General features: G+C 71.7%; 14 protein-coding genes. 12 read left to right on the top strand and 2 right to left on the bottom strand.

All coding sequences use genetic code 11. The features are described 5' to 3' along the window. Nucleotides 1-228: 228 nt before the first annotated feature. The 9 genes from ACGFI8_RS13295 to ACGFI8_RS13335 all read left to right on the top strand — a co-directional run bounded on the left by ACGFI8_RS13295 (nt 229) and on the right by ACGFI8_RS13335 (nt 10517). Complete coding sequence (locus ACGFI8_RS13295) at nt 229-438, top strand: hypothetical protein (protein ID WP_392803874.1); 210 nt, start codon at nt 229-231, stop codon at nt 436-438. A gap of 407 nt (nt 439-845) precedes the next feature. Then, nucleotides 846-3740 (top strand): BTAD domain-containing putative transcriptional regulator, encoded by a 2895-nt coding sequence (locus ACGFI8_RS13300; RefSeq protein ID WP_392803876.1) that lies wholly within the window; start codon nt 846-848, stop codon nt 3738-3740. Between the two features lie 23 nt (nt 3741-3763). After that, nucleotides 3764-5158 carry a class II fumarate hydratase gene (locus ACGFI8_RS13305; RefSeq protein ID WP_392803878.1) on the top strand — a complete coding sequence of 465 codons (1395 nt, stop codon included), beginning with the start codon at nt 3764-3766 and terminating at the stop codon, nt 5156-5158. Between the two features lie 65 nt (nt 5159-5223). Then, nucleotides 5224-5646, top strand: a complete 423-nt coding sequence (locus ACGFI8_RS13310; RefSeq protein WP_392803880.1) for a hypothetical protein — start codon at nt 5224-5226, stop codon at nt 5644-5646. A 102-nt stretch (nt 5647-5748) separates the two neighbouring features. Then, complete coding sequence (locus ACGFI8_RS13315; RefSeq protein WP_392803882.1) at nt 5749-6111, top strand: hypothetical protein; 363 nt, start codon at nt 5749-5751, stop codon at nt 6109-6111. Nucleotides 6112-6115: 4 nt separating this feature from the next. After that, nucleotides 6116-8230 (top strand): bifunctional polysaccharide deacetylase/glycosyltransferase family 2 protein, encoded by a 2115-nt coding sequence (locus ACGFI8_RS13320; RefSeq protein WP_392803884.1) that lies wholly within the window; start codon nt 6116-6118, stop codon nt 8228-8230. Then, nucleotides 8227-8826: an RNA polymerase sigma factor gene (locus ACGFI8_RS13325; RefSeq protein ID WP_392803886.1), complete on the top strand. Its 600-nt coding sequence runs from the start codon at nt 8227-8229 to the stop codon at nt 8824-8826. Before ACGFI8_RS13320 ends, ACGFI8_RS13325 begins: the two co-directional genes overlap by 4 nt. Then, a complete protein-coding gene (locus ACGFI8_RS13330) occupies nt 8816-9436 on the top strand; it encodes a hypothetical protein (protein ID WP_392803888.1) in 621 nt (206 codons plus the stop codon). Before ACGFI8_RS13325 ends, ACGFI8_RS13330 begins: the two co-directional genes overlap by 11 nt. Nucleotides 9437-9500: 64 nt before the next feature. Then, a complete protein-coding gene (locus ACGFI8_RS13335) occupies nt 9501-10517 on the top strand; it encodes a M36 family metallopeptidase (RefSeq protein ID WP_392803890.1) in 1017 nt (338 codons plus the stop codon). 56 nt (nt 10518-10573) lie between these two features. Here the strand turns inward: ACGFI8_RS13335 and ACGFI8_RS13340 are convergent, their stop codons facing one another. Continuing rightward, nucleotides 10574-10978: a GntR family transcriptional regulator gene (locus tag ACGFI8_RS13340; protein WP_392803892.1), complete on the bottom strand. Its 405-nt coding sequence runs from the start codon at nt 10976-10978 to the stop codon at nt 10574-10576. Nucleotides 10979-11243: 265 nt separating this feature from the next. Between ACGFI8_RS13340 and ACGFI8_RS13345 the strand changes: the two genes are divergently transcribed. Both ACGFI8_RS13345 and ACGFI8_RS13350 read left to right on the top strand, forming a co-directional pair. After that, nucleotides 11244-12002 (top strand): SDR family NAD(P)-dependent oxidoreductase, encoded by a 759-nt coding sequence (locus ACGFI8_RS13345; RefSeq protein ID WP_392803894.1) that lies wholly within the window; start codon nt 11244-11246, stop codon nt 12000-12002. 26 nt (nt 12003-12028) lie between these two features. After that, the gene (locus tag ACGFI8_RS13350) at nt 12029-12340 is read left to right on the top strand and encodes a hypothetical protein (protein ID WP_392803896.1); all 312 of its coding nucleotides are present in this window, start codon (nt 12029-12031) and stop codon (nt 12338-12340) included. 42 nt (nt 12341-12382) lie between these two features. Here ACGFI8_RS13350 and ACGFI8_RS13355 read toward each other — a convergent pair whose 3' ends face one another. After that, nucleotides 12383-13048, bottom strand: coding sequence for a Type 1 glutamine amidotransferase-like domain-containing protein (locus tag ACGFI8_RS13355; RefSeq protein ID WP_392803898.1), 666 nt, complete (start codon nt 13046-13048; stop codon nt 12383-12385). 344 nt (nt 13049-13392) lie between these two features. Between ACGFI8_RS13355 and ACGFI8_RS13360 the strand changes: the two genes are divergently transcribed. After that, nucleotides 13393-14163: an ArsR/SmtB family transcription factor gene (locus ACGFI8_RS13360; RefSeq protein WP_392804101.1), complete on the top strand. Its 771-nt coding sequence runs from the start codon at nt 13393-13395 to the stop codon at nt 14161-14163. Nucleotides 14164-14166 lie beyond the last annotated feature (3 nt).

Here is a 14166-nt window from a genome sequence, read left to right on the forward strand (position 1 = left end):
TGGGTGCCGATCCAGCAGATGTTCGGCCCGGCGACCGACAACGCGGACCAGGCCGGCACTGCCCCGCCCGAGAACGGCGGTCCTGATTAGCTGACCCTCGGAGCGGGCCCTGGCCTCAGGCGCCCGCGCGACACCGCCCCCGCCGTCGCGCGGCAGGGCCGGGGAACGACGCCGAGTGGCTCGAATCCAGGCGTGGCATTGCGGTGCGTCGCCGATAGGATTCGGTGCGTGGTCGGGCGTGGGGTGCGCTGGTGGTTGTACCGCTACGCGGCGCGCCGCGACGGGCTCGGGGGTGTCCTCGTCAGCTGGGCCTTCATGGCCGGCCTGGTCGTGTCGGCGGTGTTCGCCGTGGTGCTGCACTCGCGCGTGCTCGGATGGCTCGCCGCCCTGCTGGCCGTGGCGCTGTGCATGCGCCGGTATTTCCGCGGGCACTGGTAGCCGCGAGAATGAGTGCCGGAAATATCGGAAAAACCATGTTCGCGGGGGTGCCGTGACAGCCAGGCCGTCCGGTGAACGCGAAGGGAGATTTGGGGGCCGCACACGTCATCGGGCGCAGCCCCGCATCAAAGGTTTCACCTACACGACCGAAATATCCCCGTTCGTCCAGAGCATCAGAAGTGACCCACCTGAGTAAGGCCAGCGCAGCTCTTGAGCAAGGACCACGCAAACTCTGGACGCATTCCGGCACGCGCATGCGCTCCAGTGAAAAAGGGTCGCTGCCCCTGCTCTTTCGTCGCTCTCATCTGACTACCATCGGGTTTCCGAGCGGGCAGCTTCGAGGGGAGGCGGCAGCCGCACAGAGGGTGGTTATGCGCGATTCGACCCGTTTTTCGATCTTGGGACCGGTGCAGATCCGCACGCCGGTTACCGAGATCACGGTCGCTGCGGCGCGTGAGCGGATCCTGCTCGCGCTGTTGCTGCTGCGCGAGGGGCAGTTGGTGCCCGTGCAGCAGGTCATCGCCGCGCTCTGGGACACCAGCCCGCCGCTGACCGCGCGGGCGCAGGTGCACAGCTGCGTCTCCCGGCTGCGCCGGCTGCTGCGCCGGGCCGGGCTGCCGGAGGACCTCGTCGTAACCGAGCCCGCGGGGTACCGCATCAAGGTCGGCCCGGAGGACCTCGACGCCGCGCTGTTCGCCGCCCGGGTCGAGCGCGGGCGCGCCGCCGCGGCGGACGGCGACCTGGCCGGCGGCCGCGACGAGCTGCGGGCCGCGCTCTCGCTGTGGCGCGGGCGGCCGCTGACCGACGTCGACTCCGACGTGGTCCGCGTCGCGGCCGCGCACCTCGACGAGCAGTGGACCGCCGCCATGGCCTTCTGCCTCGACCTGGAGCTGCGGCTCGACCTCGCCGAGGAGATCCTGGCCGAGGTCGCCGACCTGGTCGAGCGCTTCCCGCACCATGAGCAGTTCCGCGGCCATCTCATGACCGCGCTGGTGCGTACCGGCCGGCGCGCCGACGCGCTGGCGGTGTTCCGCCGCGGCCGGGCGTTGCTCGCCGAGGAGCTGGGCATCGAGCCCGGCGCCGAGCTCGTCGAGCTGCACCGGCGCATCCTCAACGGCGACGCCGCGCTGCTGCTGCCGCAGGCGCCCCGCACGCTCGGCCGCCGCGCCGCCCGCTGCCTGCCCCGCGACATCACCGACTTCGCCGGCCGTGCCGAGCTGGTCCAGCGGCTGGTCGGCGCGCTGCGCGACGAGCGGCCCGAGGTCGTCGCGATCGACGGCATGGCCGGCACCGGCAAGACCACCCTGGCGGTGCGGGTCGCGCACGCCGCCGCCGAGCGCTACCCCGACGGTCAGCTCTACCTCGACCTTCGCGGGCACAGCGACCGCGCGCCCCTCGACCCCGGCGAGGCGATCGGCGCGCTGCTGCGCCAGCTCGGCGTGCCGGCCGAGCGGGTACCGCCGGGCCTGGACGACCGGGCCGTGCTGTGGCGCACCGAGCTCGCCGACCGGCAGGTGCTGGTGCTGCTCGACAACGCCCTCGGCACCGCCCAGGTGCTGCCGCTGCTGCCCGGCACCGCGCACACCGGCGTGGTCATCACCAGCCGGCGGCGCCTCGGCGGCCTCGACGGCGCGCAGACCGTCTCGCTCGACGTGCTGCCCCTCGACGACGCCGTCGAGCTGCTGCGGCGCACCGTCGGCGAGCGCGCGTACGCCGACCCCGCCTGCACCATCGAGGTCGCCGAGCTGTGCGGGCGGCTGCCGCTCGCGGTCCGGCTGGCCGGCGCCCGCCTGCAGCACCGCCCCAGCTGGAGCGTCTCCGACCTGGCCGTCCGGCTGCGCACCGCGAACCGGCGGCTGCCGGAGCTCGCCGTCGACGGGCGGACGGTGGCGGCCGCGTTCACGCTGTCGTACCAGCAACTGGCGGTACCGCTGCGGAGGCTTTTCGCGGTTTTGGGACTGCACCCGTCGGGCGACTTCGAGCCCGCGGCGGCCGCGGCCCTGGCCGGCCTGCCGGTCCATGAGGCCGAGGCGCTGCTGGAGGACCTGGTCGACGTGCACCTGGTCGAGGCGCCGGCGGCCGGCCGGTACCGGCTGCATGACCTGCTGCGCGACTACGCGGCCCAGCTGGCGCAGGACGACGCCGAGGCGCTGCTGCGACTGCTCGATCACTATCTGTACAGCGTGGTCGGCGCGACGCGGTTCACGGAGCTCTCCGACGCCCGCTCGCTGCTGCGCCTGGACGCCCCGCCGCCGACCGCGCCGGAGTTCGCGACCCAGCCCGAGGCCCGCCGCTGGCTCGAGCGCGAGCTGCCGAACGTGCTCAGCGTCGCCCGGCTCGCCGCCGAGGCCGGCCGGCACCGCCACACCTGCATGCTGACCCGCGCGGTGTCGCCGCTGCTGTTCGGCTTCGGCTTCGGCGAGGCCCAGCTCGACCTGTACGAGCGGGCGATCGAGGCCGCCGTCGCGCTGCCCGACGCCGAGCTCGAGGGGGAGTCCCGCAACTACCTGGCCGCCGTGTACTTCCGCACGGGCCGCCTCACCGACGCGCTCGCCGCGCTGCAGACCGTCATCCGCATCGGCGAGCGGGAGAACCTGCCGAGGCTCATCGGCACCGCCCTGACCAACCTCGCCATGCTGTACAGCCGCCTCGGGCAGTATCCGGAGGCCATCGCGTCGGCCGAGGCCGCCGCGGACATCGCCATCGATGAGGTACCGCCGAGCCTCGAGTTCAAGCGCAACAGCACCATCGGCCTCGTCCACACCCAGGCCGGCAACTACGCGCAGGCGCTCGCCGCCAACCGCCGCGGCCTCGCCGTCGCCCTGCGCATCGGCGGCATCCGCCCCGTCGCCATCATGTTCGGCGAGCTCGGCCTCGTGCACCTGCACCTGGGCCACCTCACCGTGGCCACCGCCCTGCTGCGTCGCGCCCTGGTGCTCAAGCGCGACTCGGTCAACCAGTACGGCGCCGCGGAGACGCTGAGCAAGCTCGGCACCGCCTATCGCCTGCAGGGCCGGATCACCGACGCCATCACCTGCCAGCGGGCCGCCCGCGACCAGATGGAACGCGTCGCCGACGTCTCCGGCCAGTGCCTGGCCGCCAACGACCTCGCCCTGACGCTGCGCGCGGCGGGCCGCGGCGACGAGGCCGACTGGCTCAACAAGGAGGCGTACGCCAAGGCCTCCCGCATCGGCGACCGGTACGAGCAGGCCCGCGCCCTGGCCGGCCTGAACCGCATGGATGAGGCCGTGGCGCTGTTCACATCGCTGGGGGCCCGTGACCTGACCGCCCTCACGCGCTGATCGAGCGGGGCAGTATTGCCGTTATGGAGTACCGCGTTGAGCACGACACCATGGGTGAGGTGCGCGTTCCCGCCGACGCGCTGTGGCGGGCCCAGACCCAGCGTGCGGTATCGAACTTCCCCATCTCCGGTCTTCGTCTACCGTCCGCGTTGATCGGCGCGATCGCCCAGATCAAGGCGGCCGCCGCGGCGGCCAACGCCTCGCTGGGCGTGGTCGATCCGGACATCGCGGACGCGATCGTCGCCGCCGCGCGCGGGATCGCCGACGGCGCGCACGAGGATCAGTTCCCGATCGACGTCTTCCAGACCGGGTCGGGCACCTCGACGAACATGAATGTCAACGAGGTCGTCGCCACCCTCGCCAGCCGCGCGCTGGGGCGGCCTGTGCACCCGAACGACCACGTCAACGCCTCGCAGTCCTCCAACGACGTGTTCCCCTCGGCCATCCACGTGGCCGTCGCGGGCGAGCTCGCGTTCTCGCTGACCCCGGCCCTGGCCGCGCTCGGCGACGCGCTGCACCGCAAGGCCGGCGAGTTCGGCCCGATCGTCAAGGCTGGCCGCACGCACCTCATGGACGCCACGCCCGTCACCCTGGGGCAGGAGTTCTCCGGGTACGCCGCACAGGTCCGCTACGGCGTCGAGCGCATCGCGTCGGTGCTGCCCCGGGTGGCCGAGCTGCCCCTGGGCGGCACCGCGGTCGGCACCGGCCTCAACACCCCGCCCGGCTTCGCGCCCCGGGTCATCGAGCTGCTGGCCGAGGCGACCGGCCTGCCGCTCACCGAGGCCCGCAACCACTTCGAGGCCCAGGGCGCCCGCGACGCCCTCGTGGAGGCCTCGGGCGTGGTCCGCACCATCGCCGCCGGCCTGTACAAGATCGCCAACGACATCCGCTGGATGGGCTCGGGCCCCCGTGCCGGCCTGCGCGAGCTGGCCATCCCCGACCTCCAGCCCGGCTCGTCGATCATGCCCGGCAAGGTCAACCCGGTCATCCCCGAGGCGGTGCGGCAGGTGGTGGCCCAGGTCATCGGTAACGACGCGACGGTCGCGTTCGCCGGCACCCAGGGCGACTTCGAGCTCAACGTGATGCTGCCGGTGATCGCCCACGACCTGCTGGAGTCGATCCGGCTGCTGACCAACGTGTCACGCCTGTTCGCGGAGCGCTGCATCGCGGACCTGCGAGCCAACGAGGAGGTGCTCGCGGCGTACGCGGCCGGCTCCCCGTCGATCGTCACGCCGCTGAACCGCTACCTGGGCTACGAGGAGGCCGCTGCGGTGGCCAAGCAGGCCCTGGCCCAGGGCCGGACGATCCGCGAGGTCGTGCTGGATCGCGGCCACGTGGAGCGCGGGACGCTCACCGAGCAGCAGCTGGACGAGGCCCTCGACCTGCTGCGCATGGCACGTTTCCGGGATTCGTCGTGATCTGCGCGCCCCTACTGTTCTTCTCAACGGCGACAACGAAGACTTCAGACTTCAAGGGGATACAGATGAGCGACATCGACACCGGCTACGACGGCGGGCACGACGTGGACTACGGTCACTACGAGGCGGGTCAGGAGCACGACGCTCTGAACCAGCTGCACCAGGCCCACGGCTCGGAGGCCGACTACGGCAGCCAGTTCGGTCAGTACGAGCAGGACCACCACGCGGCGGAGTCGACGGACTTCTCGCAGGGTCACCACGTCGAGTACGACCAGCCGGCCGCGGTGCACTTCGAGTCGGACGACTACACCAACTACAGCCACAACGCCGAGGTCGACGACCACGTCTTCGCCGCCGAGGGCAGCGAGCACGCCCACCAGGCCGACTTCTCCCAGCTCGACGCCCTGCAGCACCGCTTCGACGCGGCCTTCGCCGAGGGCACCCAGTTCCACGGCGGTGCCGGCGAGCTGGGCATGGCCTCCAACTAACCTCATACGCCTAACCTCATACGTCCGGACGGCCGGTCGCCCCTCGCGGGTGGCCGGCCGTCCGCTGTAACGGGGCAGCGGGGCGCGCCGCCGTTTACCTGCGTGGAACCCGTGTTCATGGATCGCGGCGGTCGTCGGCGGCAGCTCTTCACGGCCCTCGGCGCCGCGATCGGCGTGCTGCTCATCGCGGGCTGCGGGCTGCTCATCGCCGGGCTGCTCGGCACCTCGCCAGTGCCGCTGCCGGGCCTGCCCGACAAGGGGCAGGGCATGCTGCAGCACGGCGACGCGGACGGGGCCGGGATGCTGGGGACGGCGCCGACGCCGAGTGCACGGCCGGTCACACCCCGGCCCCGGGTCTCGACCGCCTCGGGTCCCACCACGCCGGCGCCGGGCGCGCAGACCGACAAGCCCGGGAAGAACAAGACCTCGCATCCGGGCAACCCCAAGCCGAGCCGGACCAAGTAAGCGCATGCCGCGTCACGGGGCCCGGCGCGAACCACGGGCGCACTGGTTGCTGTTTCTGCTCGCCGCCGTCGTGGTGCTCGCCGAACTGTGCCTGGACGGATACGCCGGCGGGGTAGGGGCCGAGGGGCCCCGGGCGGTCGAGCCGCCCGCCGGGATGGCGCCGGCGGGCGCCGATGGGCCTGTACTGCGCGTAACGCCCGACGGGGGCGTGCAGGCGGCCCGGATGCCCGCCGGTGCCATCGCGCTCACGTTCGACGACGGGCCCGACCCGCGCTGGACGCCGGCGCTGCTCGACGTGCTGCGCGAGTACCACGCCCACGCCACGTTCTTCGTCGTGGGCGCGCAGGTCGACCGCTACCCGGACCTGGTGCGCCGCATGGTCGCGGAGGGGCACGAGGTCGGCGTGCACACCTTCACCCACCCCGACCTCGCCGCGCTGCCCTCGTGGCGGCAACGCTTCGAGCTCGGCCTGACCGCCAACGCGATCGCCGGGGCGACCGGACGGCGCCCTTTGCTGATGCGGCCGCCGTACTCTTCGACGCCGGACGCGCTCGACGCCGCCGCGACCGGGGTGCTACGGACCGCGGCGGGCGAGGGGTACCTGACGGTCCTCGCCGACCGCGACACCCGCGACTGGGAGCGGCCCGGGGTGGACGCGATCGTGCGGGCCGCCCTGAACGGGTCTATCGGGTCTGCCGGGCCGCCGGGCGGCGGGGCGGTCGTCATGCTGCACGACGGCGGCGGGGACCGGGCCCAGACCGTCGAGGCGACCCGCCGCATCCTGGCCGGGAGCCGGGGAGACCGGTTTGTCACGGTGCCGGAGGGGATCGGCCTGCCGGGGTCGCCGGCCGCGGGCGCCGGCATGGTCGCCCGCGGTACCGCGCTGCGCTGGAGCCAGGCCGCCGGTCACTGGCTCGCCGTCGCGATCCAGTGGATCGTCGTGGCCGGGACCGCGCTCGCGCTGCTGCGGCTCGCCGTCCAGGTCGTCGCCGCGCGCCGGCACGCCCGCCGCTCGCGCCGCGGCCGCGAGCTGCGCCGGTACCTCGGCTCGGTGTCGATCATCGTTCCCGCCTACAACGAGGCGGCGAACATCGAGGCGACGATACGCTCGCTGGCCGCGAGCGACTACCCGGGCTGCGAGATCGTCGTCGTCGACGACGGGTCGACGGACGCGACCGCGGCGATCGTGGAGCGGCTGGGCCGGAGCCTGCCCGCCGTACACCTGCTGCGGCAGGCCAATGCGGGCAAGCCGGCGGCGTTGAACGCGGGGATCGCCGCCGCGGGCGGCGACCTGCTGGTGCTCGTCGACGGCGACACGGTGTTCGAGCCCGACGCGGTCGGGCGGCTCGTGCAGCCGTTCGCCGATCCCGCCGTCGGCGCGGTCAGCGGCAACACCAAGGTCGCCAACCGCGGCGGGCTGCTCGGCCGCTGGCAGCACCTGGAGTACGTGGTCGGCTTCAACCTCGACCGGCGCCTGTTCGACCTGGGCGAATGCATGCCGACCATCCCCGGTGCGATCGGGGCGTTCCGGCGCGAGGCGCTGCGCGACGTCGGCGGGGTGCCCGGCGACACCCTCGCCGAGGACACCGATCTGACCATGTCCGTGCTGCGTGCCGGGTGGCGCGCGGTCTACGCCGAGCGCGCGGTGGCGTGGACGGAGGCGCCGAGTTCGCTGCGGCAGTTGTGGCGGCAGCGGTACCGCTGGTGCTATGGAACGATGCAGGCGGCCTGGAAGCATCGCGGCGCGGTCCTGGAGCGGGGCGGCGGCGGCCGGCTCGGTCGTCGAGGCGTGCTCTACCTGGTGTTGTTTCAGATGCTGCTGCCGCTGGCCGCGCCGCTGGTCGACGTCTACGCGATCTACGGCGCGCTCTTCCTGCCGTTGGCGCCCGTCGCCGCAGTGTGGTGCGGGTTTACCGCGTTGCAGATGTTGACGACCGCGTATGCGCTGCGCCTGGACGGCGAACGGCTCGCGCCGCTGTGGTCTGTACCGCTCCAGCAGGTAATCTACCGGCAACTCCTCTACCTTGTTGTGGTGCAGGGAACAGTGGCGGCGTTGCTCGGCGGACGGCAGCGGTGGCGGGCGATGGCCCGCACGGGCCTGGCCGCCCCGGTGCGGTGACCGCCTCGGTGCAGGGGCTTCGCGACGAGGATCTCGCCGACGCCCTGGTCGCCGCGATCGAGGGTGACCCCGCCTCGTTCGCGGTGTTGTGGCGCTCCCTGCATCCGTTCGTGCTGCGCTACCTGCGCGTGGTGTGCGCCGACGCCGCCGAGGACGTCGCCTCCGAGACGTGGCTGCAGGTGTCCCGCGACCTGTCGCGCTTCCGCGGCAGCGCGACGGCGTTCCGGGTCTGGCTCTTCCGGATCGCCCGGCACCGCGGCATCGACGAGAACCGTCGGGCCTGGCGCCGGCACGAGGAGCCGCACGAGGCCGTCGACCAGCTACGCAGCGCGTCGATCGAGCGCGACGTGGCGGCCGACGTCGTCGAGCTCGACGAGACCGACCGGGCCGTGCGGCTGATCGCCACCCTCCCGCGCGAGCAGGCCGAGGCCGTCATGCTGCGCGTCGTGGCCGGGCTCGACGTCGCCGGTACCGCGCGCGTGCTCGGCAAGCGCTCGGGGGCGGTGCGGATCGCGACGATGCGGGGCCTGCGCCGGCTGGCCGAGCACCCCGAGGTGCGCGCCCACAGTGTTGAGGACGACGAAGATGGATCTTGAGGGATCGCCCGAGGGGCGGCTGGGCGAGCTGCTGTCGGCGGCCGCCGCGCCGGGGCGCCCGTACGAGCTCGCCGGCGAGGCCGCGGCCGTCGCCGGGTTCCGCGCCGCGTACCGCCCGGCCGCCCGGCACCGCCGGCGACGGCTGGTCGCGCTGGCGGTGGCCGCGGTGACCGCGGTGTCGGTCGGCGGTACCGCCTTCGCTGCGACCACCGGTCACCTGCCCGCCCCCGTCCGGTCCTGGCTCGACTTCGAGGAGGCGCCGCCGCCCGCGAGCACGTCGGCCGCCCGCTCGCCGGACCAGCCGCGGTCCGCGTCCGCGGCCCCCTCGGCCGCCGCGGCTTCCGGGTCCCCGAGCGCCTCGGCCTCGGCCCCCGTGTCGGCGGTCGAGGCGTGCCGGGCCTTCGTGGCGTTTCGCAACGACCCGCACGCGGGGCAGATCAGCAGCGACCAGCGCAAGGCGCTGACGGCGCTCGCCGGCAACGGGGAGAAGGCCATCGAGGAGTACTGCGACCGCCTGCTCGGCGTGACGCCGTCGCCGACGCCGGCAGCGACGGCGACGGCGACTGTCGAGAAGAAGTCGAAGCCCAGCCACACCAACAAGAACTCCTGACCGGTGTAACGCGGCACACGGTCGCTGCGCTGCTTCCCTCGCCCCCAACGCGAAGGGAATCGTCATGCGTCGAAGCCTTCTTGGGCTGACCGCGGTCGCGCTCGTGGCCGCGGTGATCCCCTCGACCCAGGCGCACGCGGCCGTCACGTCGGCGCCGGGCACCGTCTTCTTTCCCAACCCGGTCCAGACGCTCGGCCGGCAGGACCTCACCGACGCCAACGACGCCGACCTGCCGGCGTTCGCCCCGGCGTACCGCCGCGTGACCCTCACCGACCTGGACGGCTCGGGCCGCCTGGCCGGCCGGTACGCCGTGGTCAAGAGCGCCACGGGCAAGCCCGCCGCCCTGGTCAACGGCGAGTTTCCCGCCTGGCACCGCGACGCCGACCAGTTCGAGCAGGTGATGGGGTACTACTGGGTCACCACGGCCCAGCACTACCTGCAGCACCTCGGCTTCGGCTCCACGCTGCGCCCGGTCAACCAGCGCCAGATCGAACTGCGCATCGACCAGTACGGCGGCGACAACTCCTTCTTCCGCGACGACAAGGCGAACATCACGCTCGGCAAGGGCGGCGTCGACGACGCCGAGGACGCCGAGGTGATCGTCCACGAGTACGGCCACTCCGTGCAGGACGGCCAGGTCCCCGGCTTCGGCACCACGCTCGAGTCCGGCTCGATCGGCGAGGGCTTCGGCGACTACCTCGCGGTGGCGGTCACCAGCTGGGCGACCGGCGCGCCGACCCTGACCCCCGAGGCCTGCGTGGCCGACTGGGACTCCACCTCGTACACCGTCACCACCCCGCACTGCCTGCGCCGCCTCGACGGCAACAAGCACTACCCGGCCGACGTCGTGGGCGAGGTCCACGCCGACGGCGAGATCTGGTCGCGGGCCCTGTGGGACATCCGCACCGCTCTGGGCGACCAGCGCGCCACGACGCTCATCGTCGAGGCCCAGTTCGCCTTCACTCCGGACACCACGTTCGCGGCCGCCGCCCAGGCGACGGTCGATGCCGCCCAGCGGCTCTACGGCTCCGCGGCCGCCCGGGCCACGCGTTCCGCCTTCACCGCGCGCGGCCTGTTGTAGGGCTCGCGGAAGATCGTCCGGGCCCGGTGTGCCAGCCGGGTCCGGACGGTCGCACCTCAGCCGGTCGCCGACGGCGCGGTGGTGAGCATGTGTTGGTCGCCGCGGTACAGGGCGTAGCCGCTACTGCCGGCGGAGACCTCGAAGATCGCGACGCCGGGGCCGCAGCCGTACGCCTCCGCCTCGGCGAGGGTCATGGGCCGTGCGGTGACGGTGGCGTCCGGGGGAAGCCGGACCGCGGTCCGCGGCGCATGCGTTCGAACCACGGCCGGCGTCCCGCGCCGCTTGATGAGTTCCCCTTCCGCGGCCAGCACGGCCAACGCGTCGCGAACGGTGTCCCTGCTGCAGCCGAAGGTCTTGGCGAGATACGCCTCGCTCGGCAGGCGGCCGCCGGGCGGATAGGTCCCATCGTCGATCTGCCGGCGGAGCACATCCGCGACATCCCGAAATCTGACCTGGCGCATGGCTCCGCAGTTTAGCCATATAGCCATGTGGTGTAAAGGCCACATGGCAGCGGGTATTTCGGCGGTGAGGCGAGTGGATATGAAGGGCAACACCGGCCTCAGGAGGACGGTCGTAACTGGCCCACCCGCAAGAACGCCCGGCGTCACTATGAGTAGCCGTACCAGTGGTTGCTCTCGGTCAATCGACTCATACCCGGTGGGTGACGCGGTGCGCTCCACCCGCCGAACGATAGGGGAAGCGACCAGCATCGGAGGGAGTACTGACGTGACCGGGCTCGAGCATCGCCTCCAAGATCGTGTGGCCGTGGTGACGGGTGCGTCGAAGGGCATCGGCGCGGCCATCGCCAAGGCGTTCGCCGACGAAGGTGCGTCCGTGGTCGTGAACTACGCCACCGGCAGGCGCGACGCCGAGGCTGTCGTCTCCGGCATCGCGAGCGAAGGCGGCACGGCGGTCGCCATCGCCGGTGACGTCTCCAAGGCCGCCGAGGCACGGGCTATTACCGACGCGGCCGTCGAGCATTACGGTCACCTCGATATCCTCGTCAACAACGCCGGCGTCTACGAGTTCGCCCCGGTCGAGGACGTCACCGAGCGACAGTTCCACCGGATGTTCGATATCAACGTGCTGGGGCTGCTGCTCACTACACAGGCCGCGCTCAGGCACATGGGCGCCGGCGCCAGCATCATCAACGTCGGCTCCGCCGCCAGCCGTGTGACGCCGCCGGAAACCGTTGTCTACACCGCTACCAAGGGTGCGGTCGACGCGATCACCGGCGTACTGGCCAAGGAACTCGGCCCGAAGCAAATCCGCGTCAACTCCATCAACCCGGGCTTCGTCGAGACCGAGGGCACCGACGCCGCCGGGGTGACTGGCTCCGACTTCGGGCGGGAACTCATCGAGCACACCGTGCTCGGCCGGGCCGGGCGACCGGAGGACATCGCCTCGGTCGCCACGTTCCTTGCCTCCGACGACGCGGCGTGGGTGACCGGAGAACAACTCACCGCCGCCGGCGGCCTCCGCTAACGTCCGCTCATCGACGTCTCCGTGCGTTGATCTTTATCGCCGCTGGTGCCTGGGAGATCGTTTGCCGGCGGAACGGGTGGCCAACCGAATGGATCGCGCGCGTCTTCGTGCCGCCGGCATGTCGTCACTCCGGGCCGGCCCACCCGGATCGGCGGCACGTCATCGTCTGGATCATCAGTGGTTTGTGGATCGACTTCGGCGACGTCGGCCTGCACGCCTACAACGGTTGTGGATGCGACGGCTTGTCCGCCGAACGTGCCCAGCCGGGCTACGAGAATGCCCTTTCACCCGGTGAAATCGGCCATCGCACTCTGCGTGACGGCCTGCGCGGAACCTGAGCGCAAGAAATGCGGCAGATCCGGATAGTCGCCCGGCGACAATCACCCGAACTTCGTCCATTGCCCTTCGGAGACCACCTCGACTGAGCCGTCGACGACCTTGATGGCCGTCTGTTCGTCGATGGCGTAGGCCGGGACGCCGATGTCGGCGGCCCATCGCTGCGCCTCAGCCATGGTGTTCGTCGGGAAGAGGTTCAGGTGCGGGAAGATCGAGAAGTCGACGACGCCCAGGGTGCGGTCGTCTGGTGCGGACGGCCACTCGACGAAGTATGTTCCGATCCGGGGCGTCATCACCATGCTTCCGGCGCTTACTCCCACCCAGACCGTGTCGGGCAGCGATGGCAGCAGATCGGCTAGCCCGGACTCGCGCATCCAGTGGCACAGGTATGTCGCGTCGCCTCCGTCGACCAGGAGCACGTCGGCCTTCCGGACCCAGGGAACCCATCGCTCCGCGCCGATGGTGGGCAGTGCGGTGAGCTCGAGGACACCGAGCGACGCCCAGCCCAGGCCGGGCATGTACTGCCAGTCAGGCTTGGGCTCGGCGGCGACGAAGTCCCGTACCGACGTCGGACCGCACATCGGGTGACCCCACTGTGCTGTCGGGACGCAGAGGGCGTGGCACTCGTCGATCGGCTTGCCGAGCAGCTGCACGAGCACCGAGTGGATGCTCGGGTTCGTGACGCCGCCGGACGTGAGCAAGAGCTTCACGATGCCCCCGAATTCACGCGCGAAGGAGAATGTGCCTGATGACCAAGGCCGCGCCGGCACTCATCGTAGTTCGGGCGTCCACTTTCGGAGGTCCCTCAGTTAGCGGGGCGACTTCCCTCCACCCGGTCCTACTTCACCCAACACGTGCGCCGACCGAGGCGCGAGGGACACGCATGTCACGGCGACCGCTCATCGGCAGTTGCGGGTGCCGAGCGCTGGCCCGGCTCGTCACGCTGCGTTGCGCGCGCCTCGCGGCAAAAGAGTGCGAATCAAGCCTTTGCGGCGACCCGGGTTCGGGTTGACATTAGGCAGGTAAACACCTGCATAATGAGAGCGTGAGCGAGATGGAGCTGGTCTTCAAGGCCCTGGCCGACCCGACGAGGCGGCTCCTGCTCGACCGCCTCCGTGAACGCAACGGCCAGACGCTGCGCCAACTCTGCGTGCACCTGGCCATGGCCCGTCAGTCAGCCACCCAGCATCTCGACATCCTCGTGCGAGCCAACCTCGTCACCGTCGTGCGGCGAGGGCGGGAGCGCCTGCACTATCTGAACCCGGTACCGATCCACGAGATCGAGGAGCGCTGGATCTCCGGCTTCGACAAGCCCCGTCTGTGGGCACTCAGCGCGATCAAGCACCAAGCAGAGGAGTACGCCATGACGTCCGTGCCGACGTACGTGTACGTCACCTACATCCACGCCACCGCCGAGCAGGTATGGCGGGCGCTCACCGACGCCGACCTGACGGCGCGGTACTGGGGTCACGCCAACGTCTCCGACTGGCAGCCCGGCTCGGCGTGGGAGCACCAGCGCACCGACGGGTCGGGTGTCGCCGACGTCGTGGGCAAGGTACTCACCGCCGAGCCACCGGCGCGCCTGGTCATCACCTTCGAGGACAGCCCGAACGAGGAGCGGGAGCCGTCGGTCGTCACGTTCCTCGTCGAACCGCACCAGGACATCGTGCGCCTCACGGTGACGCACGAGAACCTCGCCAACCTCGACATGTTCAACGGCATCTCGAGCGGCTGGCCGGCCGTCCTATCGAACCTGAAGTCCCTGCTGGAGACCGGCGACGCGCTACCGCAGTCGCCGTGGGAAATGACCGGCGCACACGCCTGAGAG

The organism is Dactylosporangium sp. NPDC048998, assembly GCF_043197855.1.
In the GTDB taxonomy this organism is placed as follows: domain Bacteria; phylum Actinomycetota; class Actinomycetes; order Mycobacteriales; family Micromonosporaceae; genus Dactylosporangium.